The 17330-nt window shown below is 55.7% G+C and carries 14 protein-coding genes and 2 tRNA genes; 1 reads left to right on the forward strand and 15 read right to left on the reverse strand.

From position 1 onward, the window contains the following. Positions 1-25: 25 nt before the first annotated feature. The 13 genes from rnr to nnr all read right to left on the reverse strand — a co-directional run bounded on the left by rnr (position 26) and on the right by nnr (position 15666). Entirely contained in the window at positions 26-2512 is a 2487-nt protein-coding gene (rnr, locus tag F8R23_RS15620; RefSeq protein WP_017891362.1) for a ribonuclease R, read from the reverse strand. Between the two features lie 59 nt (positions 2513-2571). Continuing rightward, positions 2572-2997, reverse strand: a complete 426-nt coding sequence (gene nsrR / locus F8R23_RS15625; RefSeq protein ID WP_085119411.1) for a nitric oxide-sensing transcriptional repressor NsrR — start codon at positions 2995-2997, stop codon at positions 2572-2574. A gap of 233 nt (positions 2998-3230) precedes the next feature. Further along, entirely contained in the window at positions 3231-4529 is a 1299-nt protein-coding gene (locus F8R23_RS15630; RefSeq protein WP_099064530.1) for an adenylosuccinate synthase, read from the reverse strand. A gap of 97 nt (positions 4530-4626) precedes the next feature. Continuing rightward, positions 4627-4827, reverse strand: a complete 201-nt coding sequence (locus tag F8R23_RS15635; RefSeq protein WP_017891360.1) for a DUF2065 domain-containing protein — start codon at positions 4825-4827, stop codon at positions 4627-4629. A 63-nt stretch (positions 4828-4890) separates the two neighbouring features. Further along, positions 4891-5898 carry a protease modulator HflC gene (gene hflC / locus F8R23_RS15640; RefSeq protein ID WP_085119409.1) on the reverse strand — a complete coding sequence of 336 codons (1008 nt, stop codon included), beginning with the start codon at positions 5896-5898 and terminating at the stop codon, positions 4891-4893. Between the two features lie 3 nt (positions 5899-5901). Next, entirely contained in the window at positions 5902-7161 is a 1260-nt protein-coding gene (gene hflK, locus F8R23_RS15645) for an FtsH protease activity modulator HflK (RefSeq protein WP_151415790.1), read from the reverse strand. A gap of 68 nt (positions 7162-7229) precedes the next feature. Beyond that, the gene (gene hflX, locus F8R23_RS15650; protein WP_151415791.1) at positions 7230-8510 is read right to left on the reverse strand and encodes a ribosome rescue GTPase HflX; all 1281 of its coding nucleotides are present in this window, start codon (positions 8508-8510) and stop codon (positions 7230-7232) included. 95 nt (positions 8511-8605) lie between these two features. Further along, the gene (gene hfq / locus F8R23_RS15655; protein WP_151415792.1) at positions 8606-8914 is read right to left on the reverse strand and encodes an RNA chaperone Hfq; all 309 of its coding nucleotides are present in this window, start codon (positions 8912-8914) and stop codon (positions 8606-8608) included. Between the two features lie 114 nt (positions 8915-9028). Then, positions 9029-9970, reverse strand: coding sequence for a tRNA (adenosine(37)-N6)-dimethylallyltransferase MiaA (miaA, locus tag F8R23_RS15660; RefSeq protein ID WP_112347894.1), 942 nt, complete (start codon positions 9968-9970; stop codon positions 9029-9031). Continuing rightward, a complete protein-coding gene (gene mutL, locus F8R23_RS15665; RefSeq protein ID WP_151415793.1) occupies positions 9963-11840 on the reverse strand; it encodes a DNA mismatch repair endonuclease MutL in 1878 nt (625 codons plus the stop codon). The genes miaA and mutL overlap by 8 nt, the downstream gene beginning before the upstream one ends. A gap of 22 nt (positions 11841-11862) precedes the next feature. Further along, positions 11863-13662, reverse strand: coding sequence for an N-acetylmuramoyl-L-alanine amidase AmiB (amiB, locus tag F8R23_RS15670; RefSeq protein WP_151415794.1), 1800 nt, complete (start codon positions 13660-13662; stop codon positions 11863-11865). A gap of 7 nt (positions 13663-13669) precedes the next feature. Then, on the reverse strand, positions 13670-14140 hold the full coding sequence (gene tsaE, locus F8R23_RS15675) for a tRNA (adenosine(37)-N6)-threonylcarbamoyltransferase complex ATPase subunit type 1 TsaE (protein ID WP_012004890.1): 471 nt from the start codon (positions 14138-14140) through the stop codon (positions 13670-13672). A gap of 14 nt (positions 14141-14154) precedes the next feature. Then, positions 14155-15666: a bifunctional ADP-dependent NAD(P)H-hydrate dehydratase/NAD(P)H-hydrate epimerase gene (gene nnr, locus F8R23_RS15680; RefSeq protein WP_129937989.1), complete on the reverse strand. Its 1512-nt coding sequence runs from the start codon at positions 15664-15666 to the stop codon at positions 14155-14157. Between nnr and queG the strand changes: the two genes are divergently transcribed. Further along, the gene (gene queG, locus F8R23_RS15685) at positions 15665-16804 is read left to right on the forward strand and encodes a tRNA epoxyqueuosine(34) reductase QueG (protein ID WP_099064464.1); all 1140 of its coding nucleotides are present in this window, start codon (positions 15665-15667) and stop codon (positions 16802-16804) included. The genes nnr and queG overlap by 2 nt on opposite strands. Positions 16805-17102: 298 nt before the next feature. On the opposite strand, the gene F8R23_RS15690 is transcribed toward queG, so the two are convergent. Together F8R23_RS15690 and F8R23_RS15695 are read right to left on the reverse strand one after the other, a co-directional pair. Continuing rightward, positions 17103-17178 (reverse strand) — tRNA-Gly (locus F8R23_RS15690). Between the two features lie 54 nt (positions 17179-17232). After that, positions 17233-17308, reverse strand: a tRNA-Gly gene (locus F8R23_RS15695). Between the last annotated feature and the right edge of the window lie 22 nt (positions 17309-17330).

A 17330-nucleotide genomic window follows, 5' to 3' on the forward strand; every position in this document is an offset into this window, starting at 1 on the left:
GCCGGTGATAATGACGTGTGGCAGATTAAGCCTGCTCAGCACCTTTCTTCTTGCCGGCGCGTTTGGCCTTGGTCGCCGACGCTATTTTCCGGGTTTTGTCGGACACTTTCTTGGCTTTCGCCTTTTTGTCTTTCTTCACCTTGTCAGCGGGTTTGGCTTCGTCTTTACGGAAGGCGCTGTCAGGTTCAAAATTGGCTGGCGCTTTGCCACCACGACGTTTGCGTGGCGCAGAAGTACGGCCTGCACCGGCCCCGCCACGCAGAGTGCGTTGGCCACCATTCTTGGCACGATCGCGTTCGGTTTTGCCTTCACCACGCGGTTTGCGAGTGCTGGAGACCAGAGCGAAGTCGATTTTACGCTCGTCCATATGCACCGCTTCAACGCGGATCTCCACCGTATCGCCCAGGCGATAAACCACGCCGGAGGATTCGCCAATCAGACGCTGACCGATATTATCGTAGCGATAATAGTCATTATCCAGCGATGATACGTGCACCAGACCGTCGATAAACAAATCATTCAGGCGGACGAAGAAACCAAAGCCGGTCACGCTGGCAATAATACCGCTGAACACTTCGCCAACGTGATCCTGCATAAAGTCGCATTTCAGCCAGTCGGCCACGTTACGCGTAGCTTCATCAGCACGGCGTTCGGCCATCGAACAGTGTTCGCCCAGCTGCAGCATTTCTTCAAACTCGCTGTGCCAGCCACCGGTCGGCGTCCAGCGCTCTTTCGGCTCGCCGTGCTCTTTAGCCAGCTGATATTTGATCGCGCGGTGCATCGCCAGATCCGGGTAACGGCGGATCGGTGAGGTGAAGTGGCCATAAGAAGCCAGCGCCAGACCAAAGTGGCCCCGGTTTTCCGGATCGTAGACGGCCTGCTTCATGGAGCGCAACAGCATGGTTTGCAACATTTCATGGTCAGGACGTTCGGACACTTCATCCATCAAGGTAGCGTAGTCCTTCGGCTGCGGCTTGTTACCGCCGCCCAACGTCAGACCCAGTTCGCCCAACACGCTGCGCAATGCGGTAATGTGATCGTCGCTCGGACGATCGTGCACACGGAACAGCGCCGGCTCGTTATTCTTCTCAACGAAGCGCGCCGCGGCGACGTTCGCCATAATCATGCACTCTTCGATCAGCTTGTGGGCGTCGTTACGCACCGTTGGCTCTACGCGCTCAATACGGCGTTCGGCGTTGAAGATAAACTTGGCTTCTTCGGTTTCGAAAGCAATACCGCCACGTTCGGCACGCGCCTGATCCAGCACCTTGTACATGGTGTGCAGTTCCTCCAGGTGCTTGACCAGCGGGTGATAATGCTCACGCAGCTCCTGATCGCCCTGCAAGATGTGCCAGACTTTGTTGTAGGTTAAACGGGCATGAGAACTCATTACCGCTTCATAGAATTTGGCCGTCGACAGACGCCCCTGCGCGGAGATGGTCATCTCACACACCATACACAGGCGGTCAACCTGCGGGTTAAGCGAGCACAGGCCGTTGGACAGCACTTCCGGCAGCATCGGGATAACCTCCGACGGGAAGTACACCGAAGTCGCACGGTTACGCGCTTCGTCATCCAGCGCCGTGCGCGGACGTACGTAGTAGCTGACGTCGGCAATAGCTACCCACAGGCGCCAGCCACCACCGCGTTTCTTCTCGCAGTAAACCGCATCATCGAAATCGCGCGCGTCTTCACCATCAATAGTCACCAGCGGTAACTGACGCAGATCGACACGGCCTTTCTTGGCGGCTTCCGGTACCTGTTCGCTGAGGTCGGCAACCTGTTTTTCTACCTGTGGTGGCCAGACATGCGGGATCTCATGGGTGCGCAGAGCGATATCCACCGCCATGCTGGTGCCCATTTTATCGCCGAGGATCTCAACGATCTTACCCACCGCTTTGGTACGGCGGGTCGGACGCTGGGTCAGCTCAACCACCACCATAAAGCCCATGCGCGCACCGCTGGCGGCCTCGGCAGGGATCAGGATGTCAAAGCTCAGGCGGCTGTCGTCCGGCACCACAAAGCCGGTACCGGCGTCCATAAAGAAGCGGCCGACGATTTGGCTGGTTTTTGGCACCAATACGCGGACGATACGCGCTTCACGGCGGCCCTTACGGTCTGCAGCCATTGCCTGTGCCAGCACCACATCACCGTGGATCGCCATTTTCATCTGCTCGGCTGACAGATACAGGTCGTCTTTGCTGCCTTCAATACGCAGGAAACCAAAGCCATCACGGTGACCGATAACGGTGCCGCGCAGCAGATCAAGACGTTCCGGCAGTGCATAACACTGGCGGCGGGTAAAGATTAACTGACCGTCACGCTCCATCGCACGCAGACGGCGGCGCAACGCTTCTAAAGGTTCTTCACCGGTTAAATTCAGCTCTTTGGCCAGCTCTTCGCGGCTAGCCGGCGTTTCTCTTTTCGCCAGATGGGCCAGAATGAATTCACGGCTTGGGATTGGGGATTCATATTTTTCTGCTTCTCGTTCCAGGAATGGATCTTGTGACATTGCGGTTCCTCCGTTGTCATCAGCAGGGTGCCACTGAGCCTTGTCTTCTCAGCGACGCTTTATTCGACAAGCAATAGCTTGTAGAGCGATGGATTGTCTTCGACCATATCGGCCAGCGTATGGCTGTCCAGCTCTTCAAGGAAATTCTGTACGCCCTGTTGCAGCACCAGTTTCAGGCGGCAAGCAGGGGTTATGTGGCAAAAGTTACTGCTGCAGTTAACCAGTGAGAGCGGCTCCAGCGCCCTGACGACATCGCCGAGGCGAATGGTTTCGGCCGGTTTGCCCAAACGGATGCCACCGTTCTTACCGCGCACTGCGGTCACAAACCCAACCCGGCTTAACTGATTGATGATCTTTACCATATGGTTTCTGGACACGCCGTAGACCTCGGTAACTTCCGAGATGCTGGTCATTTTGTCCGGTGGCAGCGAGGCCATGTAGATCAACGCCCGCAGGCCGTAATCAGTAAAACTTGTTAACTGCACATCTACCTCTGGGTATCATTTTACCCGTCTGATACGCCGATTTTCGGCATTATTCAAAAGATTACTTATTGGATAATAAACCAGCCAGAGAGTTCGCCGCTAATTATTTAGCGTATCTCGGGCACTGGACAGGTTAAAGAAAGGATTTTTCGAAGTGAAACCGCAACCGGGGAGAAAAATGATAAAAACAAACCGGGACATAGCCCGGTTTGTTTTACTACAGCAAGGCCAGATTATGCGTCGAACGGGTCGCGCAGGATCATGGTTTCGCTACGGTCTGGGCCAGTAGAGATAATGTCTACCGGTACGCCAGTCAGCTCTTCAATGCGCTTGATGTAGTTCAGCGCCGCCTGTGGCAGTTTGCTGTGTTCTTTCACGCCAAAGGTGGTGTCGCTCCAGCCCGGCATGCTTTCGTAGATTGGCTCGATACCTTCCCAACCTTCAGCCGCCAGTGGAGTGGTAGTCATTTCGCGGCCGTCAGGCATGCGGTAACCCACGCAGATCTTCACTTCTTTCAAGCCATCCAGCACGTCCAGCTTGGTCAGGCAGAAGCCGGACAAGGAGTTGATCTGTACTGAGCGGCGAACCGCTACCGCGTCCAGCCAGCCGGTACGACGACGACGACCCGTAGTGGCGCCGAACTCGTTACCCTGCTTACACAGGAACTCACCGGTTTCGTCGAACAGCTCAGTTGGGAACGGACCTGCACCCACACGGGTGGAGTAGGCTTTAACGATGCCCAGCACGTAATCCACGTAACGCGGACCAATACCTGAACCGGTAGCAACGCCGCCAGCAGTGGTGTTGGAAGAGGTCACGTACGGATAGGTACCGTGGTCGATATCCAGCAGGGTGCCTTGTGCGCCTTCGAACATGATCAGATCGCCACGCTTGCGCGCGCCGTCCAGCAGTTCGGACACATCAACAACCATGGCGGTCAGGATATCGGCGATAGACAGCACGTAATCCAAAGTCGCCTGGTAATCAACGGCTTCAACTTTGTAGTAGTTGACCAACTGGAAGTTATGATAATCAACGATTTCCTTCAGCTTAACGGCGAAGGTTTCTTTGTTGAACAGGTCGCTAACGCGCAGACCGCGGCGAGCAACTTTATCTTCGTAAGCCGGGCCAATACCGCGACCGGTGGTGCCGATAGCTTTCGCGCCACGTGCTTTCTCGCGCGCGTTATCCAGCGCAACGTGATAAGGCAGGATCAGCGGGCAGGCTTCGGACAGTAACAGACGTTCGCGTACCGGGATGCCGCGTGCTTCGAGTTCACCCATTTCTTTCATCAATGCGTCTGGAGCCAGAACCACACCGTTGCCGATGATGCTGGTCACATTTGCACGCAGAATGCCTGAAGGAATTAAATGAAGGACGGTTTTTTCACCGTTAATAACCAGAGTGTGGCCAGCGTTATGGCCCCCTTGGTAGCGCACAACATATTGAGCCCGTTCGGTCAGCAGGTCTACGACCTTGCCCTTACCTTCGTCACCCCATTGAGTGCCCAGTACGACGACGTTCTTACCCATTTTAAAAATCACCGGTTGCTTAAAAATGGATTCTACCACCGTAATTCGTGAGTTTCAGCACTTTTAGCATAGGGTTGCATATTTTTTAGGCTAAACTTTAAACCCCTGCGTGTGTACGCAACATGTAGTAGATCACGCAGCCCGCAACCACTATTCCACCGCCAAATCGACGCAGTGTTGCGTCAGGAAACTGGGTCATCGCCAGTATCATTTTACGCCAGGCCTGCGGGAACAACATCGGGCCCAAGCCTTCCAGCACCAAAACCAGCCCAAGTGCCAGCCAGATCGTTGAATTCATCAGTGACTCCCAAAAAGAAAGGGCCCGCGTTTAAACGGGCCCTCGATCATTAACCTGTCGTGGTTACTTGCGCACGGAATCAGGCGACTTCATATAGCGGAAGAAATCGCTGTCCGGGCTCAGTACCATCACATCCTGGTTACTGCTGCTGAAGCTGGTTTCATAAGCACGCAGGCTACGGATGAAGGCGTAGAAGTCTGGATCCTGGCTGAATGCGTTAGCAAACAGTTTGGCCGCTTCGGCATTACCGTCACCACGAGTGATACGCGCCGTACGTTCGGCTTCTGCCAGGGTACGAGTCACTTCATAGTCTGCAGTCGCGCGCAGCTTCTCAGCCTCTTCCTGACCCTGTGAACGGTGACGACGGGCTACCGCTTCACGCTCGGCGCGCATACGTTGGTAGATTGCATCAGACACTTCGGCCGGCAGGTTGATCTGCTTGATACGCACGTCGATCACTTCGATACCCAATGCCGCCATGCTGTTCGGGTTAACCTTCGGCAGTTTGCCGGTGGTTTCCTTTTCAACACGCGCCGCCGCAGAGGCGATAGCGTCATCGGCTTCGGTGGTCGCCACTTCCTGGTCATCACCCACGGTACCGGTGTTCAGCGCGTCACGTACGTCGGACATCAGCTTGCCGCGCGAGTCGGTTACGATGTCTTTCACATCCAGACGACCAATCTCGGAACGCAGACGGTCACTGAATTTACGTTTCAGCAGCACTTCGGCCTGTGAAACATCACCGCCGCCGGTTGCCAGGTAGTAACGGCTGAAATCGCTGATACGCCATTTCAGGTAGGAATCGACGATCAGGTCTTTCTTCTCGCTGGTAACAAAGCGGTCAGCCTGGTTGTCCATAGTCTGGATACGTGCGTCCAGCGTTTTCACTGACTCAATGAACGGGATCTTGAAGTGCAGACCCGGCGCATAAACCAGCGGTTTATTGTCGCTGTCACGCAGTACCTTGCCAAAACGCAGCACGATGCCACGCTGACCTTCCTGAACCACGAACAGAGAGGCGTACAACGCCACCAGCACCGCGAGGACGATTACTACAAAAGACTTACGCATTGATTATTCTCTCCCTACGCGAGTGGTGTCGTCACGCTGTGCATTAGCCCGGCGCTGGTCCATGACCGAGCCGTTGCTGGTGCGCTGGCTGCTGGAGCTGGCGCCGCTGTTGGCAGATGTACCCGGGTTGAGACGAATCAGGCTGGTGTCTTTACTGCCGTCAGCTGCCGCGCCGGCTTGGCCACGCAGCATTTGATCCAGTGGCAACACCATCAGATTATTGCCTTTGTCATTCACCAACACCTTACGGGTGTGGCTCAGGACTTTTTCCATGGTTTCGATATACAGACGCTCGCGGGTAATTTGCGGTGCAGACTTGTATTCCGGCAACAGCTTGGCAAAGCCAGCAACCTCACCCTGAGCTTCCAGGATGGTACGGTCTTTATACGCCTTGGCATCTTCTAGCAGACGCTGCGCCTGGCCGTTCGCACGTGGCTGAACTTCGTTGGCGTAAGCTTCTGCCTCACGGATGTACTGCTGCTCGTTTTCACGTGCGGCAATCGCATCATCAAATGCGGCTTTTACCTCTTCCGGCGGACGAGCGGCCTGGAAGTTGACGTCCAGCAGCGTGATGCCCATGTTGTACGGACGAATAGTTTCTTCCAGTACGCGTTGGGTATCGCTACGCACGATAGTACGACCTTCGGTCAGGATCTTGTCCATGGTGTACTTGCCGATAACACCACGCAGGGCGCTGTCAGTAGCCTGGCTCAGGCTGTCGTCGGCATTGGTCACGCTGAACAGATACGCTTCCGGATTAGTTACGCGGTACTGCACGTTCATTTCTACGCGCACCACGTTCTCATCGGAGGTCAGCATCACGCCAGAAGCGGCCAGTTCACGCACCGATTCCACGTTGACCGGACGAACTTCATCAATGAAGGTCGGTTTCCAGTTCAAACCTGGCTGTACCAGGTGACTGAACTTGCCAAAACGAGTCACGACACCGCGCTCGGCTTCTTTGATGGTGTAGAAGCCGCTAGCGCCCCAAATCACCACCACCGCAACCGCGGCGATACCGATAATACGACCGCTGAGGCCAGGACCCGAGGCGCCCGTGCCGCCGCTGTTATTGCCATTGGAGCCTTTGCCCCCGCCCAAGCCGCTCAATTTCTTGCTCAGCTTGCGGAAGATATCGTCCAAATCAGGTGGCCCTTGATCGCGACCGCCTTTGTTATTACCGCCAGAGTTGCCGCCATTGTTATTGCTGCTCCCCCACGGGTCGCGGTCCTGTCCGTTATTACCGGGCTGATTCCACGCCATGTTTTAGCTCCATATTCTGTGATTGGGTACTTCAGGCTTACGCGAAGCTCAAATGTAACAGGATATGATCATACTATAAAGTTAATCAGATCCTGTTCCTGTTTGCAGATGCGACGCCATTCGACGATGGGCATACGCACCACCACGCCAATGCTGCCGTCTTCTTCGTTCCACTCTTTCTCAATTGCCTGAAGCTGGTAAAAACGGCTACGAAGACGGCCTGCCTCTGGCGGTAAGCGCAGCTCATAATGCGCGATTTCCCCCGATAAGCGCTCCGTCAACGCCTGATACAGCAACGGGATACCTTCACCGCTGGCGGCGGACAGCCACACCCGGATCGGTAAGTTTTCATCGTTGCGGTCGATACGCGGAACAAAATCATCCAGCATATCTATTTTGTTCATCACTAACAGTGTAGGGATCTCATCCGAGTCAATCTCTGCCAGCACGGTATTTACCGCTTCAATGTTTTCATCGACACGGGTATCCGCGGCGTCGATTACATGTAACAGCAAAGAGGCCTGACGCGTTTCTTGCAGCGTTGCCTTGAAGGCGGCCACCAGATCGTGCGGCAGGTGCCGGATAAAGCCTACGGTATCCGCCAACACGGTATCGCCCACATCGGCCACATCAATGCGCCGCAAGGTTGGATCCAGGGTGGCAAATAGCTGGTCTGCAGCATAGACATCAGCAGACGTTATTCGATTAAACAGGGTGGATTTACCGGCGTTGGTGTATCCCACCAGCGATACGGTTGGCACTTCAGCACGGGTACGCGCACGTCGGCCCTGTTCACGCTGCTTAGCTACCCGCTCCAGGCGGCGTAGAATCAAGCTAATGCGATCGCGTAACAGACGACGGTCGGTCTCTAACTGGGTTTCCCCTGGCCCGCGCAGGCCAATCCCCCCTTTTTGACGCTCAAGGTGCGTCCAGCCACGAACCAAACGCGTGGCGATGTGACGCAGCTGCGCCAGCTCTACCTGCAGCTTACCTTCATGGGTACGGGCACGCTGGGCAAAGATGTCTAGAATCAACCCGGTGCGATCGATCACCCGGCATTCGCACAGGCGTTCAAGGTTTCTCTCTTGCGCCGCAGAAAGGGAGTGATCAAACAGGACAACAGATGCGCCACTGGCTTTTACCGCATCTGCAATTTCTTCGGCCTTTCCTTCACCGACAAAGTACTTGGGATGTGGGGCTTTGCGGCTACCAGTCACCACTTGCAAAGCTTCGACACCCGCAGAGGACACCAGGGATTCGAACTCACTGAGATCTTCTGTATCTTTGTCTTGCGAGAAATAGATATGAACCAGGACGGCCTGCTCACCGGCTTCATAACGGTCAAACAAGCGTGCAACCTCTCAAACGGGAACCCGTGAGTTTGGGGGACATAAACAGCCCACGGCTGCTTATGCTCCCCGTCATGGTTGACTCGCAACGCGCTTTATTCAGCGTCATCGCTTTCCTGCTGCGGCTGTTGCGGCGCAGACGGGTTGTTACCATGGTGATAATTACTGGTGCCGCCGCTCGGAGTATTGCTATGGTGCGAAACCGGGCGTGACGGGACAACGGTAGAGATAGTGTGCTTATAAACCATCTGGCTCACCGTGTTTTTCAACAGGATGACAAACTGGTCAAAAGACTCAATCTGGCCTTGCAGCTTAATACCATTCACCAAATAAATAGAAACCGGAACACGTTCACGACGCAATGCGTTCAGGAACGGATCTTGCAAAGATTGCCCCTTAGCCATTCTATCTTTTCCTTATTTGCTTGTTGTTTTTAACTAAGAACCTGTCGGCTCTAAAATAAACGACCTAAAAAATTTGCGCGCTGAATACTCATCAATTGTACACAATCACTCAACCTATGCACTAACAACCTGTATTACCGAGTCCAAAGCCTCTCCCGGCTTCTCGCTGTCCAGCCAATGTACCGAGTCCCAGCCTCGTAACCAGGTCATTTGGCGCTTGGCCAACTGACGCGTTGCGCAAATACCACGATAAACCATCTCATCGTAACTAATTTCGCCAGACAAATATGACCACATCTGGCGATAACCGACACAGCGAATGGAAGGCAAATCCGTATGCAAATCACCCCGTGCAAAAAGTGCACGCGCTTCCGTTTCAAAACCTGCCGCCAACATTTGATGGTACCGCAGCTCGATACGTTGATGAATCAACTCACGGCTGGTCGGTGCTATCGCAAATTGGTGAACATGATACGGCAACGATTCACCCGAAATTTTAGTCAGTTCCGTTAAAGTTTTACCCGAAATAAAAAAAACTTCCAGTGCTCTGGACAGTCTCTGCGGATCATTCGGATGAATTCTCAATGCCGCAACCGGGTCAATCTCTTGTAACTGACGGTGTAAAACGTCCCAACCCTGCTCTGCCGCCTGCTGTTCGATGCGTTCGCGCACCGCCGGATCTGCGGGCGGCAACGGCGATAATCCTTCCAGCAACGCCTTGAAATAAAGCATGGTGCCACCCACCAGCAGCGGGATACGCCCGGCAGCGGTAATGGCAGCCATTTCTTTCAGTGCGTCGGCACGAAAATCCGCAGCGGAGTAGGCCTCGGCAGGATCGCGTATATCAATCAGCTGATGCGGCGCCTGCGCCAATTCTTCAGCGCTCGGTTTGGCCGTGCCGATATCCATACCGCGGTAAATCAGCGCGGAATCCACGCTGATCAATTCCACAGGCAGGCGTTCACGCAGCGCGATCGCCAAAGCGGTTTTGCCCGAGGCGGTCGGCCCCATGATAAAAATAGCCGGGGGACGTGGTGTCATTTCAGTTTCAATCATGCCTAAGTGCTGCCAGTGCAGCCTGTAAATCAACAGGTTGTAAAAGTCCGCTCGGTGGTGATTTGACCAGCTGCGGGCAAAGTCGTTCAACGTCGGTCAACAATTGTATCGCTTGCGAGGTATTCCATTGCTCATGTTCGCTCCCTAAATGGCGGGCGAACCAGGTAGCCAATACCGCGGGCGACATCTCCTGATGCTCGGCCAAGTAGCCTAACAGTTCGGGTATCAGTTTTTGTAAATTTTGTTGGCGTAATGGTAAAGGTACTGCGCGCAGCGTCACACGCCCATGATCTGACTGCAGATCCAGCCCCATTTTTACCAATAGCGGCTGATGGTGCACACAGGCAGCCGCCTCTTGCTTGTTCAACGTCAGCTTGATCGGGATCAGCAGCGGCTGAGGCCGCAAACCTTCTGGCGAAGGATTGAGTTGCGCCTGGCGTAGCCAGCGTTCGGCCACCGGCAGATTAAGCAACATCAATTGCTGACGGTTTTCAATCAGCGCATAGCAGGGAGGGTAGATCATCAGCACCCGACCGAAACTGTGCTGACTGCCGGCCAGCGGCGTTTCCTGCTCGGTTTTTACCGGAGGGAACAGCGGCTGTTTCGGTGTTTCTTGCCGTAGAGGCTCAGCAGCCGGAGTGGCCTGCAACAGTTTGCTGTACAGCTCACCTTCACGTTTCTGATAACCACCGCCCGAATGATAAGCAGGTTGTGGCGCACGCTCACGCGCGACGGCAGGTTCGGTCGATGCGGTTTCGCGGCGCGGTGCCGGCTGCGAGAAATGGTTGCCACCGGCGGCGACGCGGTTTTCCGGCTGCCAGACGGGTGCAGATGGCTGATCTGTTTCCTCGGCCAGCGGCAATGGTGCATTGCCAACCTGCTGCAATACGGTGGTTACCGCCTGATAGATAAAGTCGTGCACCAGCCGCGCCTGATGGAAACGCACTTCGTGCTTGGCCGGATGGACATTCACGTCCACCTGATGCGGGTCAACCTCGAGATACAGCACATAAGCCGGCTGCTGGTCGTCTTTCAGTTGATCCTGATAGGCCTGGCGGATGGCGTGATTGATCAAACGATCGCGCATCATGCGGCTGTTGACGTAGCAATATTGCATTTCGCCCAGTTGGCGCACGCCGGCAGGATCGGCCACCCAACCGCGAATGGTCAGATCACCGTGCTGCCAGGATATGTTCAACGCATGCTGTAAAAAAGCCGGTCCACAAATGCTGCCCAGGCGACGCTCGTACTGGCTTTCATCTTTCGCCGCACGATACTGGCGCATCAGTTTGCCATTGTGGCTCAGGTTAATTGCCACATCAAAGCGTGCCAGCGCAATGCGTCGCACCACTTCATCGATATGGCCGAATTCGGTTTTCTCGGTGCGCATAAATTTGCGCCGCGCCGGGGTGTTGTAGAACAGATCCAAAACTTCCAGCGTGCTGCCTGTCGGGTGCGCCGCTGGTTTGACCGTCACCGCCTGATCGCGGCCTTCGGCATAAGCCTGCCAGGCTTCGGTTTGTTCTGCGGTGCGAGAAGTGAGAGTCAAACGGGAAACCGAGCTGATGCTGGCTAAAGCTTCACCGCGAAAGCCGAGGCTGACAATGGCTTCCAAATCATCGAGGGTGCTGATTTTACTGGTGGCATGACGGGCCAGCGCCAGAGCCAAGTCATCCTTGCCAATACCGCAGCCGTTATCGCGGATGCGAATCAGCTTGGCGCCACCGCGTTCGATATCAATATCAATGCGCGTCGCCCCGGCATCCAGACTGTTTTCCACCAGTTCCTTGACCACAGACGCGGGGCGCTCGACCACTTCACCGGCGGCAATCTGGTTGGCAAGCTGGGGCGGTAACACCTGGATGGGCATGCTGACTCCTGTAATGTGGGCACTAGGCCTGCGGAATGGTCAGCGTCCGATCCAGCGGCGCGACGTCCGACTTCAGTTTATTCACGCGTTTCAGGTCGCTGACGCTGACACCATAACGACTGGCAATAGATGTCAAAGTATCACCGCGGCTCACTTTGTGCTTCGACGGCTTCTTCACGCTGGGCTTGGCCTTGGCGACCGTGTTGGCAGCGGCAGTTTTACCCGCCGGTACTTTGAGGCGCTGGCCGACCCACACGCCATCCTTCTTCAGCTTGTTCAACTCACGCAACGCCGCCATGGTGGTGCCATAACTGTCGGCGATACCGGAGAGCGTTTCCGCCCGTTTCACCACGTGAATCTGTGTTTTACCGCTAATGCGGCTGCTGCCGGTCGAACTGACGATCGGTGCAGGCTGACTGACGTCTGGTGTTGAGGAGTTAACCGCCGCTGCGACGTCCAGCGGTCGGTTTTCCACCTTTGGGTCGGCTTGTAGCGGATGCGCCAGGAAATAACTGCGCAGGCCGTTATGGATCGCCTTGGCAATTTTTTCCTGATACGCGCTACTGCCGAGCAGCCGCTCCTCCGTGCTATTACTGATAAATCCTGTTTCCACCAGCAATGATGGAATGTCCGGCGAACGCAACACGCCAAGGCTGGCATGTTCCGGACGACGTTTATGCAATGAACCGACGCTCTGCAACTGCTGCAAGACTTTAACCGCGACATCGTAACCCACGCGTTGCGAGTGACCGAACTGCAGATCCAGCACCGCCTGGCTCAGGTAAGGGTCCGCCTGGCTGTTGGCCAGCAGATCACCCGCCCCACCCAGTAATTCAGACTGTTTCTCATGCTGTTCCAGCCAGCCCGCCATCTCACTGTTGGCGCGGCGGTTGGACAACACCCAAACCGAGGCCCCATTGGCACTGCGGTTTGGCGCAGCATCGGCGTGAATGGAGATCAGCACGTTTGCGCCCTGCTTACGCGCCACGTCGGAACGTCCCATCACCGAGATGAAGTAGTCGCCATTACGGGTTAAGACTGGTTTGAATTGAGGATCGGCATCCAGCAACGCCTGCAGGCGACGAGCGATGGCAATAGTGACATTTTTCTCTTTCAGACCGTTCGGCCCGATGGCACCCGGATCCTGACCGCCGTGACCGGCATCAATCGCCACCACGACCCGATCGCCGGAACCTGCGGAAACGCGGCTGCTGCGCGGCGTAACTTCCGATGCGGTACCTGCAACCACTGTTGGCTTATTGGTGAAGGGGTTCGAACCGCTCGGTGCTTTACGCACCGGGACTGGCTCAGGCTCAGGTTCACTCACCACCGGCGTTTGGCCTGTTGGCTGGCTCACGGCCACCGGAGCAGGCACCGGCACCGGGGCTTTACGCACGACATTTGTATTCGCACGGCCTTCGGCGGCAATGGTAAACACCACGGTATAAATACTGCCGCTCTGGCGTGTCGCCACCCGGGTCTTCGCGCGCTGGGTCAGATCAAACACCAACCGCACGCTCTGGGCATCTTTCGGCGTACTGGAGCGAATGCTTTTCACCAGGTTTTGTCCGCTAAAATTCAGCGGCAGACCGCCAACTTTGCCTTTCTGGTTAACGTCCAGGACCACCCGGTCAGGTCCGTGCAAAGGGAAGAAGGCATAATCCGGCGGGCCATTGAAGCTCACCGAAACCGTAGCTTCGCGCTGGGCATTGGTGACTTTAATATCAGACAGCGACGATGCCGCCAGCGCACTGGCCGCACCCAAGGGCCCCAATACGGCGATCAGGGCGATTACGAGTAGTTTTCTCAACGCATACGTCATTGCGGCGTCATTCCTGTGGCCCGTGAATACGGTCTAAAAGCTGGCTGCCGTAGGCGGAAACCGCCTGAATTTTTGCCTCTCGCCCCTGATCCTGATAGCTGAGATGCAGTTCCAGATCCGGTTCCGGCAATACGCCCGTGCCCTGCTGTGGCCATTCCACCAGGCAAATGGCATCCTGCGCAAAATAATCGCGAATACCCATAAATTCGAGTTCTTCCGGATCGGCTAAGCGATACAGATCAAAATGGTACACCGCCAGCGGTTGCAGCGCATACGGCTCCACCAGCGTGTAAGTTGGGCTTTTAACGTTGCCCTGATGCCCCAATGCCTGCAGGAAACCCCGGCTGAAGGTGGTTTTACCGGCACCCAGGTCACCATAAAGATAAATTACGCTGGCACGATCGCACGCCTTAGCCAAGACGGCTCCCAATGCGACAGTCGCTGCCTCATCCGGCAGAGGTAAAACGAGTTCTTTCATTCGATAGTTTCTATTTATGCCAACTCAGGATTAACGTAATAAGGAATTTCAGGCAGTAAATCACTCGCCAGCATCCCCCTGATTCCTTGTCTTGCCGCCACGCGATCGGCGGCTGCGCCATGCACCACACATCCGGCACAGGCAGCATCATACAGCGAGAGCTTTTGCCCCAGCAAACCGCCGATGATGCCCGACAGGACATCACCCATCCCGCCAGAAGCCATGCCGGCATTGCCGACGTCAGCGATCGCCATTTGGCCTTGCCGATCGGCAATCAGCGTGCCGGCACCTTTCAGCACGGCTATGCCACCGTATTGCGCCACCAGGTTACGCACTGCAAGTAAGCGATCACTCTCAATCTCGGCGGTACGGCACCCCAATAGGCGTGCCGCCTCCCCAGGATGCGGGGTAATCACACGATTCTGACGCTTCTCGGGGTTTAATGCCAGTAAGTTAAGCGCATCCGCGTCCCATAACGCCGGTTTATCACTGGCTTGCAATACTTTCAGCGCATTCCTACCCCATTCTCCCTGACCTAATCCCGGTCCCACGACCAGCACATCAGCCCACTCGAGTGCCTGTTGCAGCGCCTCATCACTCAAAGGCTGCACCATCAGCTCAGGTCTGGCGGTCAGCAAGGGTCCAACATGCTCAATGTGAGTGAGTACTCGCACCAGTCCTGCACCGCTGCGTAATGCCGCTTCTGCCGCCATACGTATCGCGCCACCAAAGCCGTGATCGCCACCGACCACCAGCAGACGCCCTTGTTCACCTTTATGTGAGCAGGGACGACGCGGTTTCAGCCACTGGGGCAAGGACTCGGCAGTAAGCCGCTGAATCTGTGTCGGTTGCTTCGCCAACCAGCCAGATAATCCTAGCGTACTCTGATGAAGTTGCCCGACCCAGTCACGGGCCTGACCGGTCAACAGGCCCGGTTTGAGGGCAATAAACGTCATAGTGTGCCTGGCGCGGATCACCGCCCCAGGCGCAGCGCCGCTTTCAGCCAACAGGCCAGAGGGAATGTCGAGTGCGATAACCGGTGCGGGGTGGCGATTAGCGGTTTCAATCAGGGCAGGGTACGGCGCTCGTGGTGCGCTGCTCAACCCGGTGCCAAGCAGGCCGTCGATAATCAGGTCGATGCTTTCCGGCCAATGGCTCTCAGCCGGAAGAATTTCGCCGCCAGCAGCCAGCCAGGCCTGCCGTGCTTCGGCAGCCTCAGGCGGCAGTGGGCGCGTGCCTTCGCAGGCGATCAGGCTGACCTTGACACCAGCCGCCGCAGCCAGTCTGGCGACCACGTAACCGTCACCGCCATTGTTGCCATGACCGCACAGCACCAGCCAGTGGTGGCCGGCCGGGTATTGGTCAAGCGCCAGGGTATAAGCGGCCTCTCCGGCACGTTGCATCAGTTGGTATAGTGAAATACCTTGCGAGGCGGCGGCGCGGGCTTCCGCACGCCGGATCCAGTCCGCAGACCAGACAGAGTGTGATAAACTGTCAGAGTATTGTTTTTCACTGTGGCCCGTCATGACTCACCCCCTCGATCTCAATCAGCTAGCCCAACATATCAAGCAATGGGGCCAATCGCTAGGATTCCAGCAGGTAGGCATCTGCGACACCGATCTCAGCGCGGAAGAGCCCAAACTGCAGGCGTGGCTGGACAAACAATACCACGGCGAAATGGAATGGATGGCGCGCCACGGCATGCTGCGCGCCCGGCCGCATGAGCTACTGCCCGGCACGCTGCGAGTCATCAGTGTTCGCATGAACTACCTGCCGGCCAAAGCGGCCTTTGCCAGCACATTACAAAACCCTGAATTGGGCTATGTCAGCCGCTATGCGCTGGGGCGGGACTATCACAAACTGCTGCGCCAACGGCTGAAAAAGCTCGGCGACCAGATCCAGGCCTATTGCGGCGAGCTAAATTTTCGCCCTTTTGTTGACTCCGCACCGGTGATGGAACGCGCCTTGGCCTCCAAGGCCGGGATTGGCTGGGTTGGTAAACACTCACTCATTCTCAATCGCGAAGCCGGTTCCTGGTTCTTTCTCGGCGAACTGCTGATCGATTTGCCCCTGCCGGTAGACAAGCCGCAACAGGAACAATGTGGCCGCTGTGTCGCCTGTATCACCACCTGCCCGACCGGCGCCATCGTCGCGCCCTACACGGTGGACGCCCGACGCTGCATCTCCTACCTCACCATCGAACTGGAGGGCGCGATCCCGGAAGAGTTCCGCCCACTGTTAGGCAACCGTATTTACGGCTGCGATGATTGCCAACTGATCTGCCCGTGGAACCGTTTCTCACAGCTCACAGACGAAGATGACTTCAGCCCACGAGCTGCGTTGCATGCGCCGCAACTGATTGAACTGTTCGATTGGACGGAAGAGAAATTCCTGCGCATTACCGAAGGGTCCGCTATCCGGCGAATCGGCCATTTGCGCTGGTTGCGTAATATTGCCGTGGCATTAGGCAATGCCCCTTATCAGGATGCGATAGTCATTGCGCTGCGCTCCCGGTTGGAACAGGACGCCATGCTGGACGAACATATTCATTGGGCGCTGGAGCAGCAGTTGGGACGGCGCGAGGCACAGGGTATAGAAGTACAGACAACGCAGAAAAAACGATTGATTCGGGCTGTGGAAAAAGGATTACCGAGGGATGCCTAAACCCTTGCTTCCAGGCCCAACAGTCACTCTGTGGATTTGTGCATAAAAATAAAAATGCTTTGTCTTTCAACTGCAACAAAAAGAGCAAGTGATCGGTATAACGTTTTTCGATAAATAAAAATGCTTACAAATCAATGCAATAAATATTTCATTTCTGTGGCGTTGATTTTTTGAGCTGAGGGTATTATGTACGCTACCTGTGGATAAGTCTGTTCACAACATTTCGACAGGGTATGTATAACGGGACAAGAAGCCGCGCCGATAAAGGCGTTGGACTAAGTTAAACCGAAGATAAAATTGGAGCGGGAAACGAGACTCGAACTCGCGACCCCGACCTTGGCAAGGTCGTGCTCTACCAACTGAGCTATTCCCGCATTGAGATGCTTGTGCATCCGGCCATCAAACAACAACATGGCCTTTGAATTTTTTGGAGCGGGAAACGAGACTCGAACTCGCGACCCCGACCTTGGCAAGGTCGTGCTCTACCAACTGAGCTATTCCCGCGTCGCATGGGTACTACCTGATA

This window comes from Serratia proteamaculans, assembly GCF_008830365.1.
Classification (GTDB): domain Bacteria; phylum Pseudomonadota; class Gammaproteobacteria; order Enterobacterales; family Enterobacteriaceae; genus Serratia; species Serratia proteamaculans.

Excerpts from the sequence above, each read along its gene's own strand:
- rnr (WP_017891362.1), bottom strand. The coding sequence starts at position 2,512 with ATGTCACAAGATCCATTCCTGGAACGAGAAGCAGAAAAATATGAATCC.
- F8R23_RS15630 (WP_099064530.1), bottom strand. The coding sequence starts at position 4,529 with ATGGGTAAGAACGTCGTCGTACTGGGCACTCAATGGGGTGACGAAGGT.
- F8R23_RS15635 (WP_017891360.1), bottom strand. The coding sequence starts at position 4,827 with ATGAATTCAACGATCTGGCTGGCACTTGGGCTGGTTTTGGTGCTGGAA.
- hflC (WP_085119409.1), bottom strand. The coding sequence starts at position 5,898 with ATGCGTAAGTCTTTTGTAGTAATCGTCCTCGCGGTGCTGGTGGCGTTG.
- hflK (WP_151415790.1), bottom strand. The coding sequence starts at position 7,161 with ATGGCGTGGAATCAGCCCGGTAATAACGGACAGGACCGCGACCCGTGG.
- hfq (WP_151415792.1), bottom strand. The coding sequence starts at position 8,914 with ATGGCTAAGGGGCAATCTTTGCAAGATCCGTTCCTGAACGCATTGCGT.
- miaA (WP_112347894.1), bottom strand. The coding sequence starts at position 9,970 with ATGATTGAAACTGAAATGACACCACGTCCCCCGGCTATTTTTATCATG.
- mutL (WP_151415793.1), bottom strand. The coding sequence starts at position 11,840 with ATGCCCATCCAGGTGTTACCGCCCCAGCTTGCCAACCAGATTGCCGCC.
- amiB (WP_151415794.1), bottom strand. The coding sequence starts at position 13,662 with ATGACGTATGCGTTGAGAAAACTACTCGTAATCGCCCTGATCGCCGTA.
- tsaE (WP_012004890.1), bottom strand. The coding sequence starts at position 14,140 with ATGAAAGAACTCGTTTTACCTCTGCCGGATGAGGCAGCGACTGTCGCA.
- queG (WP_099064464.1), top strand. The coding sequence starts at position 15,665 with ATGACTCACCCCCTCGATCTCAATCAGCTAGCCCAACATATCAAGCAA.
- nnr (WP_129937989.1), bottom strand. The coding sequence starts at position 15,666 with ATGACGGGCCACAGTGAAAAACAATACTCTGACAGTTTATCACACTCT.